Source organism: Sorangium sp. So ce204 (assembly GCF_051526795.1).
Classification (GTDB): domain Bacteria; phylum Myxococcota_A; class Polyangia; order Polyangiales; family Polyangiaceae; genus Sorangium; species Sorangium cellulosum_B.
Genome location: NZ_CP150317.1, coordinates 6,680,914 through 6,698,381 on the forward strand (window position 1 = coordinate 6,680,914; position 17,468 = coordinate 6,698,381).

6 protein-coding genes are annotated in these 17,468 nt (G+C 72.0%); 2 read left to right on the top strand and 4 right to left on the bottom strand.

The window, feature by feature from the left end:
* The first annotated feature begins 35 nt into the window (after positions 1 to 35).
* Positions 36 to 668 carry a COMM domain-containing protein gene (locus WMF22_RS24870; protein ID WP_438037221.1) on the top strand — a complete coding sequence of 211 codons (633 nt, stop codon included), beginning with the start codon at positions 36 to 38 and terminating at the stop codon, positions 666 to 668.
* Positions 669 to 770: 102 nt separating this feature from the next.
* Here WMF22_RS24870 and WMF22_RS24875 read toward each other — a convergent pair whose 3' ends face one another.
* Together WMF22_RS24875 and WMF22_RS24880 are read right to left on the bottom strand one after the other, a co-directional pair.
* Complete coding sequence (locus WMF22_RS24875) at positions 771 to 2,990, bottom strand: hybrid sensor histidine kinase/response regulator (RefSeq protein WP_437301604.1); 2,220 nt, start codon at positions 2,988 to 2,990, stop codon at positions 771 to 773.
* Positions 2,991 to 3,037: 47 nt separating this feature from the next.
* Positions 3,038 to 5,440 carry a hypothetical protein gene (locus WMF22_RS24880; RefSeq protein ID WP_438037222.1) on the bottom strand — a complete coding sequence of 801 codons (2,403 nt, stop codon included), beginning with the start codon at positions 5,438 to 5,440 and terminating at the stop codon, positions 3,038 to 3,040.
* A gap of 242 nt (positions 5,441 to 5,682) precedes the next feature.
* Here WMF22_RS24880 and WMF22_RS24885 point away from each other — a divergent pair, with 242 nt between their 5' ends.
* Positions 5,683 to 6,933, top strand: coding sequence for an MFS transporter (locus tag WMF22_RS24885; RefSeq protein WP_438037223.1), 1,251 nt, complete (start codon positions 5,683 to 5,685; stop codon positions 6,931 to 6,933).
* Positions 6,934 to 6,958: 25 nt separating this feature from the next.
* On the opposite strand, the gene WMF22_RS24890 is transcribed toward WMF22_RS24885, so the two are convergent.
* Positions 6,959 to 11,548 (bottom strand): nSTAND1 domain-containing NTPase, encoded by a 4,590-nt coding sequence (locus WMF22_RS24890; protein ID WP_438037279.1) that lies wholly within the window; start codon positions 11,546 to 11,548, stop codon positions 6,959 to 6,961.
* Between the two features lie 506 nt (positions 11,549 to 12,054).
* A complete protein-coding gene (locus WMF22_RS24895; RefSeq protein WP_438037280.1) occupies positions 12,055 to 16,497 on the bottom strand; it encodes an nSTAND1 domain-containing NTPase in 4,443 nt (1,480 codons plus the stop codon).
* Between the last annotated feature and the right edge of the window lie 971 nt (positions 16,498 to 17,468).

Sequence of the window (17,468 nt, forward strand, 5' to 3'; positions counted from 1 at the left end):
AAACGAGAGGCTCAGCGATGGTTGGCGCGATCGCGATGAGCACCCCCGCCCGCGAAGCGCCCTCCCCCCGCGCCGAGCTCCGCTGCCTCGGCGGAGCGCCGCCGCCCCCGGAGCTCGCCGTCGACCTGCGCCGGCTCCTGGAGCTGCCGGAGGGCGCGCGGCAGCGCCTCTGGGAGGCGCTCGGGCCGAGCCTCGGCGAGCCGGTGCCCGCCGCCGTCGAGCGGCTCCTCGACGCGTTCTGCCGCCGGCACGAGGTCGGCTCCGAGGCGCTCGCGCGCGTGCTCAAGGCGTGCCGGTTCCTCGTCCGCGAGGCGAGCAAGCGCGACCTCGACCGCGCCGCGCTCGCGGCCGACCTCGCGGCGCTCGCGCCGGGCGACGGCGCCGAGGAGCTCCAGGCGATCCTGCTCGCCGGCTACGACCAGGCACGAGCGGTCGTGCGGCGGGAGATCGTGCGCGGCGCGCTGCTCGACCACGGCAAGCTGCTCACCGGCGTCGACTGGCGCGTCGACACGATCGCGGCCGCGAGCCGCGGGGCGAAGATCACGGCGCCCGTCGTCCTGCTCACGCTGAGCTACCAGGAGGGCGAGCACCGCTCCCGGATCACCTTGCAGGCCACCCCAGACGTGCTGCGGGAGCTCCAGCAGATCTGCGCGCAGCTCCTCGGCTGATCCGTCCGTGACCAGCGCGCTCCAGCGGGCGCGCCGGCCACGGATCGCGAGCGCGCGGCGTGGGCGGCGGCGAGGCCCCGCTGGCGACAGCGCGGGCGCCTCTCACCTGCTGCTGTCGCGCGCCTCCGGGCGGGGCGCGGAGTTCGCGGAGACGACCTCGGCGATCGCGGAGAGCGCGTCCTCGGCGGAGAACGGCTTCTCCAGGAGCGGGCGGCCCGACGAGGCGAGGAACCGCTCGACGTCCGCGCCGAAGCCCACGCCGGTCATGAAGATGAACCCCTGCGCCAGCACAGGATCGCTCTCGCGGATCCGCGTGTAGAAGACGTCGCCCGACATGCCGGGCATGCGCAGATCGCAGAGCACCACGTCGAAGCGCTGCCCGCCCGCGAGCATCCCCATCGCGGCGTCGGCGCTCGGCGCGAGCGCCACCTCGTGCACGCGGCCCAGCTGATCGGACAGCGCGCGGGCGAGCGACGCCTCGTCCTCCACCACGAGCACCCGCACCCGCTTCGAGACGAGCCGCGGCACAGGCGAGACGCTCGGCGTCGCCTCGTCCGTCCGCCCCGCCGCGGGCAGCGAGATGATGAACCGCGCGCCGCCGGGCGGGACGCGCCCCGGGACGGGGCTCTCCGCCGTGATCTGCCCGCCCGCGCGCTCGATGATCTCGCGGCTGATCGACAGCCCGAGCCCCGTGCCGACCTCCGGACCTTTCGTCGTGAAGAAGGGCGCCCAGATGCGCGGCAGGTTTTCCTCCGCAATGCCGGCGCCGGTGTCGCTCACCACGATCTCGACCGTCTCCCCGTCGCTGCGCGTCTCGACCGTCACCGTCTGGTCGCGGGGCTCGTGCTTCGAGCCCGGCTTCGGGATCGCCTGGGCCGCGTTGACGAGGAGGTTCACGATGACCTGGCCGAGCCGGCCGTCATCCATGAGGATCGGCGGCACCTCGGAGAGGTTCTTCACGATCTGCGCCCGCTCGATGATCTGGCCGCGCGTGAGGCTCAGCGCGGACTCGACCGTGCGGTTCGCGTCCGTCAGCGTGCGCCGCGAGCCCTCGGGCTGCGGCGGGCTCGCGAACAGCTTGAGATCGCGGACGATGTCGACGATGCGCTTGATCGAGTCGCGCAGCTCCTTCACGAGCTCCGACGCGCTGGAGGCGGCGCTGCCCTCCATGCGCACGTTCGGGCCGCGCAGGAGGCGGTCGAGCATGTCCAGGCCGAGCAGGATGAACGCCGCGGGGTTGTTGATCTCGTGCGCCACGCCGGCCGCGAGCGTGCCGAGCGTCGAGAGGCGATCGACCTGGATGAGCCGCGTGCGCGCCGCGTGCTCGGTGCTCACGTCCGCGAGGACGCCCTCGATCGCCACGACGCGGCCGCGATCCGAGACGAGCGGGTACACCGTGCCGCGCGCGGTGATCGCGTCGCCGCCCCGCCGCCGCAGGCGCGCCTCGTAGGAGGCCGACGGGGCCCCGAGCTTGGCCCGCGCGACCGCGTCCTCGAAGCACATCACGCCCTCCGGGTCGGCGTGGGCCTCCCCGAGGAAGCCCGGCGTCCTGAGCGCCTCGGCCACCGGCACGCCCAGGAGCCGCTCGGCGTGCCGGTTCAGGAAAGAGAGCTCGCCGGACTCGGGATCGAGCCGGAAGATGATGAGCGGCGCGTTGTCGAGGAGGTTCCGGTGCTGCTCCTCGAGCTCGCGGATCCTGAGCAGCCGCTCGGCGGCCTCGCGCTCCCCGGCGACGACGCGCAGCGAGCGATCCAGGCCGGCGCCGAGCGCGTCGGCGATCTCCTCGAGGAGCGGGATCGGCGCCGAGGCGGCCGCGCCGGCGTCTCCGTAGCCGACGACGAGCGCCGCGATGATCGGGCAGCCGAAGCCGCCGGCCGCGGCGCCGGCCGGCCCGGAGCGCGCGGCGGGGTGGCCGGGCTCGGCGCCCGGAGGCGCGGCCCGCACCGGGAGCGCGACGTACGAGAGGCACCCCTCGCCGGCCCCCATCTGGGCGAGGGCGTTCCCCGCGCGGGCGTCGTCGCAGGAGAACGGCTCGCCCTCGGCGAACACCCGCCGGAAGAGCGCCGCGGGCGCCGGCAGGCGCGCGCCGAACGGCGCGGCGGCGAGCGCGTCGCCGCGGAAGACCGCGTACGCGCGGAGCCCGCCCTCCGGCTCCGGGAACACCACCGCGAAGACCTGGAACGCGGCGAACCGGCCGACGGCCCCGGCGAGCTCCTCGAACGGCCTCGGCAGGAGCAGGTTCGAGTGGCGGGCCACGACGGTGAGGACGGCGTTCAGCGCGACGAGGCGGCCAACCCTCTCGCTCGCAGGCTCAGCGTGCATTTCCACGACATCTCACCACGTCAGCGCGCAGGGACGAGAGGCATTCTTCACTTTTCTCCGGCCGGCGGGTCGCCCGCGGTCGCCGGGGACGTAGGCCGGGCCGCCGCGCCGGCGCAGCGCTCGAGCAGGCGGAGGGCGGCGTCCCGGCGCTCCTCGCTCACGGCCGGCCCCGTGCCGGCGGCCCCGTCGTGCGCTGCGTACTGGGCGAACATCCTGCGGGCGGTCTCGACGTCCTCGACGCCGCACGCGACGACGAGCCGCAGCCGCTCGGCCTCGATCCAGACCCGCTGGACGGGCAGGTGGGCCGCGAGCGCCCGATCCAGGCGATCGGCGGCCTCATCGAAGCGGCCGTCGCCCAGGTAATGGCGGCCGAGCAGGTAGTTCGGCAGGCCGTCGCCGGGGGACTGCGCGGCCCACGCGCCGAGGAGCTCCGCCGCGCGGATCCTGTCGGGCGCGCCGCCGCGCGTGCCGATCAGCAGCTCGACGATGGCCGCGCGGGCGCGTTCGTCGTTCGCGGCGGCCATCTTCACGTCGAGCGTCCGGAGCCGATCCTCGTCGACGAGCCGGCCGGCGACCTCGCTGTACCGCGCCGCCGCGCGCTCCCGGTCGCCCGCGGCGAGCGCGACGTCGCCGAGGCGCTCGGCCGCGCGGTCGCGCAGGTGGCGCGGGATCGACCCGTCCCCGGCGATGCCCTCGAGCTCGCGGATGCCCTCGCTGCGCTCGCCGGGCGCGTCGCTGGCGAGCCGCGTCTCGGCGATGGCGATGCGCGGCGCGGGGCTCCGGTCGAGCGACAGCACGCGCCGGTACGCGGCGATGGCGCCCTCGTGGTCGCCGCGCGCGCGCAGCGCCTCCGCCTCGTGGGTGCACGCGTCGACCACGTGCGGGCAGCGACGCTCGAAGAGCGCCGGCCGATCGAAGCGGGCCTTCGCCTGCGCCTTCGCCGCGTCGGGGAGCGTGAGCGCGTCGAGATCGGCGTGCCACGCGCGCTCCATCACGGCCCACGAGGCGCCGGTGATCTCCGGCAGCGCCTTGCCGCCGTACCAGGCGCGCACCGCGTCGGCGCCGTACGTCGCGCGCACGTGGCCGACGAACGCGCCGCTCACGGTGTAGGCGGTCGACGAGTTCTCGGCGAGGAAGCCGAGCGCGAACAGGCGCGCGAGCGGCGGCAGGATCCCGAGATCTTTCATCGCCCTGGCCCACGCGCGCGGGCTCAGGTCCTCGCCCTCCCTGGGCGAGCCGGCGACGGCGATCCCCTCGATGAGCCCCGGGTCGGGGAGCCACCCGCCGAGCCGCCCGGCGACCTTGAACGGGCCGCGGGCGAAGGCGCCGGCGAGCACGTGCATGATCTCGTGCCCGAGCGTCGGGTGCGGGTAGCCGGCGGCCTGCAGGTACACCTCGCGGCGCCACGGCTTCGCGACGTACGTGCGCGACGCGCCCATGAGCGCGCCCTTCTGCGCCGCGCTCTCGAACAGGTAGGCGCGGACCCGGAGCGGCTGGCCGTCGACCACCGCGGGCGCCCCGAGCCAGCGCTCGCCGGCCTCGATGTGGGCGTCGCACTCGCGCACGAAGCGCTGGACGTCGGCCTCGCGCATGCCGCGCGGGTGGACGACCTCGCAGCGCTGGCCCTTCGAGAGCGCGCCGAGCTCGGCCGCGATGGTCTCGGAGGTCTGGAAGTGGCCGAGGCGCGCGCCCTCCAGGACGGTCGCGGCGCTCAGCGCGGCGCTCACGCCGCCGAGCAGGAGCAGCCCGGGCCGGCCCTGCGACTGGAACGACACCCGCCCGCCCGCGTCGTGCACGAGGTGCTGCGCGAGCGCCGACGCCGCGAAAAGCGTGGCCAGCGTCCCCGCGCGGTACGTCAGCAGCCCGGACGCGTCGACGACCGTGTCGTAGAGGGTGCCGCTGAAGAAGCCGGCGAAGGGGTCGTAGGCGAAGACGATCGGGCTCGTGTAGAAGCGGACGGCGCTCACGCCGATCGCGCCGAGGGGGGCGGCGAGCGCCGCGACGACGGCGATGAGCCGGCGCCGCCACGCCGGGCGGGGAGGCGCGGCGTCGTCGCGGCGGATGCCGGCGGCGATCTCGCCCGCGACCGCGCCCCAGGCGCCGCCGAGCGCCGCGCCGATCCCGGGCCCGAGGGCGAAGTGCGCCGAGCCGCCGAGCACATCGCAGAAGCCGGCGCGCAGTCCGTGCGCCAGCGTGGTGGCGTACGCGACGACCGCGAGCAGGGCGCCGCTCGCGACGCCGCGGCGGAACGCCTCGACAGGCGGCGGCCGATGCGCGGCGACGTCGAGGGCGGTCACGATCGCCGCGGCGCCCGGGACGATCAGGCCGGCGGCGAGCGCGCTCTCGTAGCCGGGGCCGTCGAAGAGGGGCAGGAAGCCGACGAGCGCCATCGCGATGGCGACGAGCGCGGCGCCGAGCCTGGTGGCCGGTGAACGCAGCAGCGTGGGCATGGTCGCGTGGGACTCCAGGCCTGCCTTCGTAGCCGCGCCTGCCCGGAGAGGCGAGCGGGATGCGGGCGCCCCGACGCAATCCAGCGAGTTGCGTTCTCGGTGGACGGTCCGGGGAGGAGGGCGGTGTCTTCCGAGAACCCGACGCGACCGTGAGCGGTCATCGCATGGCCGCCGATCCGCCGCGTTCGACAATGCGCGCTTCTCCTTCCCTCCTTCTTTCTGCTCTGCTCACGCCCCAGACGATGTCCCCTCCCCCCGCCGGCCTCTCTCGTCACCCCGACTTCCTGCGCCTCTGGGCGGCGCAGGCGGTGAGCGCCGTGGGCAGCCGCATCAGCCGGACGGCGCTGCCCGTGATCGCCATCGTGAGCCTCGGGGCCGACGCGTCGGGCGTGGCGCTCCTCTCCGCCGTGTCCACCGCGCCGGGCGTCCTCGTGGGGCTCTTCGCGGGCGGGCTCGTCGATCGCTCGCGCAAGCGGCCGCTCCTCGTCGGCGCGGATCTCGTGCGCGCGGCGCTGATCCTCTCGGTCCCGATCGCGGCCTGGACGGGCACGCTCACCCTGCTCCAGCTCTCCGTGGTGGCCGCGCTGGTGGGCATGGCCACGTCGCTGTTCCAGATCGCCGACAACGCCTACTTGCCGGCGCTCGTGGGGCAGGAGCAGCTGGTCAAGGCCAACGCCAGGCTGGAGGGGACCGAGGCCGCCGCGGAGATCGCCGGCCCCGGCGCCGCGGGCATCCTGATCCAGGCGCTGACGGCGCCGGTGACGATGGTGGTGGACGCGCTGTCGTACCTCGTGTCGGCGGCGCTCCTCGGGCGCATCCGGGCGACGGAGGCGCCGGCCGTCCCCGCGGGCGGCGGAGGCGATGGGGGCGCCTCGCTGGTCGAGGATCTCCGGGTGGGGCTGCGCCACGGCCTGGGCCACCCCGTTGTCGGGGCGACGTTCCTGGCGATGGGCGCCCACGCCCTCCTGCTCGGCGGGGCCTTCTCCGCGCTGTACATGCTCTTTCTTCTGGAGCATCTGCGGCTGGACACGACAACGGTCGGGCTGATCATCAGCGTGGGCGGCATCGGCGCGCTGGGCGGCAGCTTCCTCGCGGGCTGGCTCGGCCGACGCCTCGGCGCCGGGCCGGCGATGATCGTCAGCCTGTTCATGAGCCAGGCCGGCTGCGCGCTCATCCCGCTGGCGGCGCAGCTCGGGCGGCTCGCGGTCCCTGCGCTCGTGGTGCACCAGCTCGTGGGGGACGCGTTCCTCATGGCGTTCATGATCCACGCGGTGAGCGCCCGGCAATCCATGTTGCCGTTGCACGTGCTCGGCCGGGTCGATGCCACGCTCCATGTGCTCACCGGGGCGCTCCTGCCGGCGGGCACCCTGGCGGCCGGCTGGCTCGCGGGGCGGATCGGCGTGGAGGCGACCGTCTGGGCGTTCGTCATCGCGGGTTTTGCCGCGCCGCTGCTGCTGCTGCGGCCCGCGGTGTGGAGGCTGCGGGCGGGGTGAGGGCGCGCTCGATGGAGGGTGCTCGTCATCGATCGGCGGTGTCGCTCGGTCGGGCAGCCGAGCCTGGCTGGGACCCGGGGGCGGCCACGCGGGCCGCCGCGACGCGGCGCAGGCAGTCTTCCTGATGGGTCCGGGCCAGGGCTTCTGGCAGACGGAGAAGCTCTATCCGCCGCTCGATCGGCATGCAGTAGGTCGTCGCGGCCCACAACTTCGGGTCATCGACGCCGTGGAGCGGCTCCAGATCGGTCCACACCCGGACGGCCCTGTCATCCGACGCGCTGATGATGCGCATGCCGTCGGGGCTGAACGCTACGCTGTTGACCGGAGACTCGGAGCCGCGAAGAACCAACGGCTCGCCAGTACCATCGGAATTCCATACCCGTACCGTTCCGTCCTGGGACCCGGTGACAACGCGCTTGCCATCAGGGCTGAACGCCACCCCCAGAACCCAGTGTTCATGACCACGAAGAACCACCGGGGCACCGGCTCCATCCGCTTTCCATAGGCGCGCCGTCTTGTCCCAGGAGGCCGTAGCGATGCGCTCGCCATCGGGGCTGAACGCCACCCAGTAGACGACATCCTCGTGACCGCGAAGGATCAGCGGCTCACCTTCGCCATCCGCGTTCCACACCCGTACCGTCTTGTCGAAGGACACGGTGACGATGCGCTTGCCGTCGGGGCTGAACGCCGCTGAATAGAGCTGAGCCTCGTGACCGCGAAGGACCACTGGATCGCCGGTGCCATCCGCGTTCCACACACGCGCCGTCCTGTCCCACGACGCCGTGACGATGCGCTCGCCATCGGGGCTGAACGCTGCGGAACAGACCTGAGCCTCGTGACCGTGAAGGACCACTGGATCGCCGGTGCCATCCGCGTTCCACACACGTGCCGTCCTGTCCCACGACGCCGTGACGATGCGCTTGTCATCAGGGCTGAACGCGACCGAATGGACCGCGTCCCTGTGACCGCGAAGGACCACGGGCGCGCCGGTGCCATCCGCGTTCCACACGCGCGCGGTCCTGTCCTCGGGCGCCGTCACGATGTGCCCGCCGTCGTGGCTGAACGCCACCGAAGCGATCGGCTCCTTGTCACGGAGAAGGACCAGCGGCTCGCCCGTGCCATCCGCGCTCCACACGCGCACGGTGTTGTCGTACGATGCGGTCGCGATGCGCTTGCCGTCGGGGCTGAACGCCGCCCAGACGGCATCCTGGTGACCACGAATGACAAGGGGCTCGCCCGTCCCGTCGGCCTTCCACACCCGCGCCGTCTTGTCCCTGGACCCGGTGACGATGCGCCGGCCATCGGGGCTGAATACCGCCGAATAGACCGGCGCCTCGTGACCCCGGAGGACCAGCGGCTCGCCCGTCCCATCGGCCTTCCACACACGAGCGGTCTTGTCCGACGACGCCGTGACGAGTTGCTTGCCATCGGGGCTGAACGCCACCCCCTGAACCTCGTGCTCATGGCCGCGAAGGACGACTGGCTCGCCGGTGCCATCCGCGCTCCACACGCGCGCGGTGTGGTCGTACGATCCGGTCGCGATGCGCTTGCCGTCAGGGCTGAATGCCACCGCATAGACCGGAGCGTCGTGCCCCCGGAGGACCAGCGGCTCGCCCGTCCCATCGGCCTTCCGCACACGTACGGTCCTGTCGTGGGACGCGCTGGCGATGCGCTGGCCATCGGGGCTGAACGCCGCCGAATTGACCCGCCCCCCATGGTCCCGGAGGACCAGCGGCTCGCCCGTCCCATCGGCCTTCCACACACGTACGGTCCCGTCCCATGACGCCGTGACGATCCACCTTCCATCAGGGCTGAACGCCGCGGAGCTGACCCCGTTCTCATGACCTCGGAGGACCAGCGGCTCGCCCGTGCCATCGGCCTTCCACACGCGCGCGTTCATGTCCAACGACGCGGTGACGATGTATCTGCCGTCGGGGCTGAAGCTCGCGCCCATGACGCCGCCTGGATGGGTGAGCACCGCCCGAGCGACCCAGCTGTGCAGCGCCCCGCGCGCCACGACGGCCCACCCTCGCGGCACGTCGGGCGCCTCGACCTCGCGCAATATCGAGAGCGCGGTCGTGGGGTCGGCCTGCAGCTCGCGCGCCGCGGCCATGCGGGTGGCGTTGCGCGCTTGCAGGGCTTCGGCCTGTGCACGGGCCGTTTCCTGGTCGGCGCGCGCGGCTTGCTGCTCGGCGCGCCTGGCTTGCCGGTCGGCGCTGATCGCGAGATAGGACACCATCAGCGCGATCGCGGTGAGCGTCGCGATCACGCCCATGGCGATCCGCCGCCGCACACGCCGCGCGCGCTCGGCGAGGGCCACGACGGCAAGGAGATAGCGCTCCTCGCGCTGGCCAAGCCCGGAGCGCCACTCGGCGCCCTGCTCGGCGCGGCGGCGCTCACGCCACGCTCGCGCCTCGTGCGCCGCACGATCGCGCCAGAGCAGCCCCTCGGCGTGACCGCTCGCCTCCCATTGCTGGGCCGCGGCGCGCAGCCGGGCAAGGAACTGCGCGTCTTGCTCGCTCTCGGCGAGCCACTGCCGGAGCTTTGCCCACCTCTCGATCAACGACTCGTGAACCAGCTCCACCGTCGTGCCCTCGCGTTCGCCGCCGGCCTCGGTGAGCAGCAGCCGCGCCCCGGCCAGGTGCTGGACCACCTGCGCGATCGCCTCACCGGCGTGGTCTTCGCCGTCCTGTGCGAGCTCACACAGCTCGTCCAGGCTGACCACCGCGCGCGTGCGCTCGGGCGTGACAAGGCGTACGAGCACCGCCCGAGCCAGCCGCTGCTCGCGCACCGGCAGCGCCGAGAGCACCGCGTCCGCATGCGCGGACAGCGCCCCGGCCACGCCGCCGAGCTGCTCGTAGCTGTCCCGGGTGAGCAGCCGGCGCGCGCGGTCCCGCGCCTCCCACAGCTTCGCGGCAGTGAATTGCAAGAGCGGCAAGGGGCTCCGCGTGCTGTCCAGCGTGTCCAGCATGTGCTCGACCATCTCGGCGGTCTCGAAGCGAAGACCGGCCGCGTCGAGCGGCCTCATCAGGGCTTCACGCAAGCCTTCGCGCCCCATGGGCGGCAGCAACGAGAGACCACGCGTCACGTGGGTCATGAACTCGTAGTCATCGGCGACGCGGTCGAGGAAGTCCGAGCGGATGGCGAGCAGGACCCGCAGGGGCGACGAGGCGTCGTCGGCCGCGCCCTCCAGACAGGCGACGAACGCCGCCCGTTCCTCGCGGCTCGCGCCGAGCGTGTACAGCTCCTCGAACTGATCGACGAAGAGCAGGACATGGTGCCTCGTCCCCTGACGGCGGCAGCGCGCGCGCAGCCGCGCGCCCAGGTAGCCCGGCTGCGCGCTCAAGGTGGCGACGAGCCCACCGTTCCCGGTGAGCTCGACCGGGCCCGCCGGCGCGCCCGCGCGCTCGGACTCGGCCACCTGCGCGAGCACATCGACGAGCGCCGCCATCGGGTGGCGCCCAGGGCGCAGGGTGAACGTCTCCCAGCGATCGCTGGAGCGCTTCAACGCCGGGATCACCCCCGCGCGCACGAACGACGACTTGCCTGCCCCGGAGGGGCCGGCGACCGTGACGAGCGGCTGGTAGCGCAGCCGCGCCGTCAAGGCGGTCACGTCCCGATCGCGGCCGAAGAAGCGCGCGGCGTCCGACTCCTGGAACGCGGAGAGCCCCGCGAACGGACAGTCGTCCTCGCCGAGCCCGGGCGCCTTGCGACCGGGCAGCAGCGCCTCGAGCTCGGCGAGCAGCTCCCTGGCCGAGCCGATGCGCTCGTCCTTCCGCTTCTTCAGGCACCGGTCGACGAGGGCGCCCAGCGCGCCCGCATCAGGGCGCCGCGCGCCGACGCGCGGCATGGGAACATCGAAGCTCACGATGTCCGCGAGCCGCTCGATCTGCGATGGGTCGAGCGGGTGCGCCCCCGTGAGCAGCGTGTACAGGAGGATGCCCACGGCCCAGAGGTCGCTGCGCGCGTCCACGTCCTCACTCAGCAGTTGCTCGGGGGACATGTAGGACGGCGTTCCGACGAGCGCGCTCCGAAAGCTCTGTTCATCCTCTCCCGGGAGCTCCCCCCGCGCCTCCGTGAGCGTCGACAGCAGCTTGGCATCGAGTTGCTTGGCGATCCCGAAGTCGACCACCTTGATGCACCCTGCGTCGTCGATGAGGATGTTCTCCGGCTTGAGATCGCGGTGCACGATCCCGAGCTCGTGCGCGCACACCAGCGCGCGGACCACCGGGATCATCAGCTCGACAACCAGCCCGACCGGCATCGGGCCCGGCGCGCCGGAGCGCTCGCGCTCGGCTCGCCACTGGCTCAGCGTCCGACCCTTGATGTACTCGAGCACGAGGTACGGGTGTCCACGGAGCTCGTCCACCTCGTGGATCACCACGATGTTCTCGTGCCGGCAGCTCGCCGTGGCGCGCGCCTCGGCGAGAAAGCGCTCGATCCCCTGCCCGCTGTACTCGAGCAGCAGCTTGATCGCGACGAGCCGCCCGAGCTTCGTGTCCCGGGCCAGGTACACGATGCTCATGCCGCCTTGCCCCAGCTCGCGGATGATCTCGTAATGCTTGATCGTCCCGCCGACCTCCACGAGCGTCGAGCCCTGAGCGCGGTACGCCATCGTCGCGCCCGCCAGCGTCGTCGACGCCGGCGATGGCCGGACCGCGGTCTCTTGCGCTCGGTCCTCGGGCACTCGGCCGACCACGTCCTCCGCGCGCGCGAGCTCGGGGAGCACGAGCGTGCGCGCCGCCTCTTCACCAGGAGCGCTGCGCGAGACGAGAGAGCTCGACGGCGCGTCGGGCTCGACGCTCAGGCAGCCTCGCTGCCTATCCTTGCTCGATGGCATCGTCCCTCACGCCCCGCCCGGCGTCGCCGCTCTGGAGGTCCAGGCGGCTCCCTTCCCCACAATCTCAGTTCACTCGACGTTCCAGCGATCTCCGGGCAATGGTCTTGCTGGTCGTGGCACCCTGTTATTGCAGTCGCACCTCGGGTGGGCAACCTGGCGCCGAGCAGACCGCGATATTGCGCTGCGTGCCGACCCGCCCTGGCAGCATGTACGACGCGGAGGAACAACGCTCGTCATCGGTCGGGCGTGCCGCGCGGTCCTACGGCCGAGTCCAGCCGAGTTCAAGGAGCAGCCGCGCGGGCCGCATCGACCCGGCGCAGGCAGGCATGCTGCTGGGCTCGAGCGGTGGCCTCGGGTACCCGGAAGAGTTCAATCCTCCGCTCGATGGGCATGCAGTAGGTCGTCGCAGTCCACAGCTTCGGGTCATCGACGCCGTGGAGCGGATCGAGATCGGTCCACAGCCGCACGGCCCTGTCGCCGGACGCGCTGACGATGCGCTGACCATCGGGGCTGAAGGCCGCGGCATGGACCGGGGAATCGCTGCCACGAAGGACCACGGGCTCGCCCGTGCCATCGGCGTTCCATATCCGCACCGTCTGGTCCTTGGAAGCCGTGACGATGCGCTTGCCGTCGGGGCTGAACGCCGCCGAAATGACCCAGTGCTCGTGACCACGCAGGACCAGGGGCTCACCCGTGCCGTCGGCGTTCCAGACGCGAGCGGTCTTGTCCTGGGACGCGGTGACGATGCGCTTGCCATCAAGGCTGAACGCCGCCGATGAGACCGGCTTCTCATGACCTCGAAGCACCATAGGATCGCCCGTGCCATCGGCGTTCCATATCCGCACCGTCTGGTCCTTGGAAGCCGTGACGACGCGCTTGCCGTCAGGGCTGAACGCCGCCGATGAGACCGGCCCCTCGTGACCGCGGAGGACCAGGGCCTCGCCGGTGCCGTCCGCGTTCCACACCCGCGCCGTCTTGTCCCAGGACGCGGTGACGATGCGCTCGCCGTCGGGGCTGAACGCCGCCGATGGGACTGGCTTCTGATGACCGCGAAGCACCAAGGGATCGCCCAAGTCATCCACGCTCCACACCCGCACGGTCTTGTCCCAAGACGCGGTGACGATGCGCTCGCCGTCGGGGCTGAACGCCGCAGAGTTGACGAAATCCTTGTGGCCGCGAAGGACCAGGGCTTCGCCCGAACCGTCGGCGTTCCACACCCGCGCCGTCTTGTCCCAGGACGCCGTGACGATGCGCTCACCGTCGGGGCTGAACGCCACCGAATGGAGTGACTCCTCGTGACCACGGACGACCAGGGGCACACCGATGCGATCCACGTTCCAGACGCGAGCGGCCCTGTCCGTTGACGCGGTGACGATGCTCTTGCCGTCGGGGCTGAACGCCGCAGAGTGGACGCCATCTTCGTGGCCGCGAAGGACCAGGGCCTCGCCCGTGCCGTCGGCGTTCCACACCCGCGCCGTCTTGTCCCAGGACGCGGTGACGATGCGCTTGCCGTCGGGGCTGAACACCGCCGAAGTGAGCCCACCGTCGTGACCGCGGAGGACCATGACATCGCCTGTGCCATCCGCGTTCCACACACGAACGGTCGTGTCCGATAACGCGATGGCGATGCGCTTGCCGTCGGGGCTGAACACCGCCGAAGTGAGCCCATTCTCGTGACGGCGGAGAACCTGGAGCTCGCCCGTGCCATCCGCGTTCCATACCCGCACCGTCTTGTCGGACGATGCCGTCGCGATGCGCTTGCCGTCGGGGCTGAACACCGCCGAATGAACCCAGTGCTCGTGACCATGCAGGACCAGCGGCTCGCCCTCACCATCCGCGTTCCACACGCGAGCGGTCTTGTCCCAGGACGCTGTGACGATGCGCTTGCCATCGGGGCTGAACGCCACCGAATGGACCAGATCTTCGTGACCCCGGAAGACCAAAGGCTCGCCCGTACCTTCCGCGTCCCACACCCGCACAGTCTTGTCCTCCGATGCCGTCGCGATGCGCTTGCCATCGGGGCTGAACACCGCGGAACGGACGGCGTTCTCGTGACCGCGAAGGACAAGGGGCTCGCCCGTACCACCCGCGTTCCAGACCCGCACGGTCTTATCCCAGCATGCAGTGACGATTCGCTTGCCGTCGGGACTGTAGCTCGCCCGAAACACGCCGTCCGGATGGATGAGCATCGCACGAGCGACCCAGCTGTGCAGCGCCCAGCGTGCGAGAGCTCCCCACCCTCGCGGCACATCGGGCGGCTCGATCTCGCGCAAGATCGCGAGCACCGTCGTAGGATCGGCTTGCATCTCGCGCGCAGCGGCCATGCGGGTGGCGTTGCGCGCCTCTCGGGCTTCGGCCTGCGCACGGGCCGTTTCCTGGTCGGCACGCGTGGCTTGCCGGTCGGCGCGAACGGCGATGCACGACACGATGACCGCGAACGCAAGGAGCGTGGCGATCACGCCCATGGCGAGCCGCCGCCGCAAGCGCTGCGCGCGCTCGGCGAGGGTCACGACCGCTCGAAGATAGCGCTCGTCGCGCTCGCCGAGCCCGACGCGCCAATCGGCGCCCTGCGCAGCGCGGCGGCGCTCGTACCACGCTCGGGCCTCCTCCGCTGCGCGATCACGCCAGAGCAGCCCCTCGGCGTTGCGGCTCGCCTCCCACTGCTGAGCCGCGGTGCGGAGCCGGGCGAGGAACTGCGCGTCGCGCTCGCTCTCCGCAAGCCATTGCCCGAGCCGCCTCCACGTCTCGATCAACGACTCGTGGACCAGCTCAACCGTCGTGCCCTCGCGCTCGCCGCCAGTCTCGATGAGCAAAAGCCGCGCCCCGGCGAGGTGCTGGATCACGTACGGGATCGCCAGATGGGCGCCCTCCTCGCCACCCATCGCGACACCGTAAAGCTCGTCCAGGCTGACCACCGCGCGCGTGAGCTCCGGCGTGACCAGGCGCACCAGCACCGCCCGGGCGAGCCGCTGCTCGCGCGCCGGCAGCGCCGAGAGCACCGCATCCGCGTGGGCAGACAGGGCGCCAGCCACACCGCCCAGCTTCTTGTAGCTCTCGCGCGTCAGCAGCCGGCGCTCACGATCCCGCGCCTCCCACAGCTTCGCGGCGGCGAATTGCAGCAGCGGCAAGGGGTTACGGGCGCTCTCGAGCGTGTCCAGCATGTCCTCGACCATCTCGTCGGTCTCGAAGCGGTGACCCGTCGCCTCGATCGGCCTTGCCAAGGCGTCGCGCAGGCCCTCGCGCCCCATAGGTGGCAGGACCGAGAGCCCGCGGGCCACGTCGGTCAATTGGGGGTGTTCCCCGGCCATGCGATCGAGGAAGTCCGAGCGGATGGCGAGCAGCACACGCAGGGGCGACGACGCGTCGTCCGCAGCGCCTTCCAGACAGGCCACGAACGCAGCCCTCTCCTCGGGCCCAACGCCGAGCGTGTAGACCTCTTCGAACTGATCGACGAAGAGCAGGACATGGTGCCTCCTCCCCTCCCGGCGGCAACGCGCGCGCAGCCGAGCGCCCAGGTGCCCCGGCTGCGCGCGCAAGGTGGCGACAATCCCGTCGTGTTCGGCGAGCTCGGCCGAACACGACGCCGTGCCGGCGACCTCGGACTCGGCCACCTGCACGAGCACATCGACGAGGGCCGCCAGCGGCCGGCGCCCCGGCCGCACGACGAACGTCTCCCACCGCTCGCTGCCACGCTTCAACGCCGGGATCACCCCCGCGCGCACGAACGACGACTTGCCCGTCCCGGAGGGGCCGGCAACCGTCACGAGCGGCTGGTATCGAAGCCGCGCTGTCATGGCGGCGACATCGCGATCGCGACCGAAGAAGCGCCCCGCGTCCGACTCCTGGAACGCAGACAGCCCTGCGAACGGACTCTCTCCTTCACCCAGCTCGGGGGCCCTTCGACCGGGCAGCAGCGCCTCGAGCTCCGTGAGCAGCTCTTTGGCCGAGCCGATGCGCTCGTGCTTGCGCTTCTTCAGGCACCGGTCGACAAGGTCGCCGAGCGCGCCCACGTCCGGCCGCCGCGCGCTCACGCCAGGCATTGGAACGTCCAAGTTCACGATGTCCGCGAGTCGCGCGACCGAGAACGGGTCGAGCGGGTGCGCCCCCATGAGCAGCGTGTACAGGAGGATGCCAACAGCCCAGAGGTCGCTGCGAGGATCGATGTTCCCACCCAGCAACTGCTCGGGCGACATATAGGCCGGCGTGCCGATGATCGCGCTTCGATGGCCCTCGCCACCGCCTCCCGCGAGCGCCGCCGGCGCCCCCGTGATCGTCGACATCATGTGGATATCGACCTGCTTGGCAATCCCGAAGTCGAGCACCTTGATGCTCCCTGCGTCGTCGATGAGGATGTTCTCCGGCTTCAGATCGCGGTGCACGATCCCGAGCTCGTGCGCGCACACCAGCGCGCGGACCACCGGGATCATCAGCTCGACCACCTGGCCAACCGCCATCGGTCCACCCGGCCCTGGCCCGCAGGGGCGCCCGCGCTGGGCCAGCCATTCGCTCAGCGTGCGGCCCTTGATGTACTCGAGCACCAGGTACGGGTATCCACGGATCTCGTCCACCTCGTGGATCACCACGATGTTCTCGTGACGGCAGCGCGCCGTGGCCCGCGCCTCGTCCAGGAAGCGCTCGCTCCCCTGCCCGCTGTACTCGCTCAGCAGCTTGATCGCGACGAGGCGCCCCAGCTTCGTGTCCCGCGCCAGGTACACGATCCCCATGCCGCCCCGGCCCAGCTTGCGGATGATCTCGTAGTGCTTGATCGTACCGCCGACGTCCGCCAGCGCAGAGCCCGGAGCGCGCTCCGCCACCGTCGCTCCCGCCAGCGCCCTCGCATCCTGCGCTGGCAGGAGCGCGGCCTCCTGCGCCTGCTCCTCGGGCATAGGGTCTCCCGCGGCCTCCGTGGGCGCCATGCCGGCGATACCGAGCGTGCACACGGCCTCTTCAACAGAAGCGCTGATCGAGCTCCGGTGGTCCGGCTGTCGCCGCACCAGAACCTCAGAATCTCCGCTCGCGTCCTCTCCTCTCGCTCCTCTCGGCTCCCGCCCCTCCCACCCGCTGCCCTCCACACCGGCCGCACGTCCGGGCACGAGCTCGAAGACGGCATAGAGCCGCCCCTCGCCAGCGTGCCCCCAGTCGATGGGCCAGCCGATGCGGGGGTGGTGGAGCCGCGTGCAACAACGCATCTCCCGCAGGAATCGCGCCAGGCCACGCCGCACCAGATGCGCGCCAGCTCCGTCCGGCGCCATGCCCAGGATCTGAACGACGATCGGCTGACCGCTCTCGATCAGCCGCCCCTTGTAGATCGCCGCTCGGCGGCTCGCCCGGAAGCATGACAAGATCTCGTAGCGGCCCTGGAACACCACCCCTGGCGCGAGTGTCCGCCGGCTCATCCTGGCTCCTCGACTCGCCGTCGCCTCGCTCGCCAGCTTCAGGCGCAACATCCTCACCCCGAATCGACAAGCAGCGATCCGGACGGCCGGGCTTGTCCCGCCTGTCTGACGAGAGAGCTCGACACCGTACCCGATCCCATGCTCAGGCAGCCTCGCTGCCTGTCCTCAATGATCTATAGCATCCGCCCCCACGCATCGCCCGACATCGACGCTCCGGACGTCTCTACGGCTCTCTTTCCGACAATCTCCGGCCCGCCGCCGCTCTCGCGCATTCCTCGCGAGACGCAGCATGGACCTGC

Coding starts and splice junctions, on each gene's coding strand:
- WMF22_RS24875 (WP_437301604.1), bottom strand. CDS start 2,990: ATGCACGCTGAGCCTGCGAGCGAGAGGGTTGGCCGCCTCGTCGCGCTG.
- WMF22_RS24880 (WP_438037222.1), bottom strand. CDS start 5,440: ATGCCCACGCTGCTGCGTTCACCGGCCACCAGGCTCGGCGCCGCGCTC.
- WMF22_RS24895 (WP_438037280.1), bottom strand. CDS start 16,497: ATGGGGATCGTGTACCTGGCGCGGGACACGAAGCTGGGGCGCCTCGTC.
- WMF22_RS24890 (WP_438037279.1), bottom strand. CDS start 11,548: ATGGCGTACCGCGCTCAGGGCTCGACGCTCGTGGAGGTCGGCGGGACG.
- WMF22_RS24885 (WP_438037223.1), top strand. CDS start 5,683: ATGTCCCCTCCCCCCGCCGGCCTCTCTCGTCACCCCGACTTCCTGCGC.
- WMF22_RS24870 (WP_438037221.1), top strand. CDS start 36: ATGAGCACCCCCGCCCGCGAAGCGCCCTCCCCCCGCGCCGAGCTCCGC.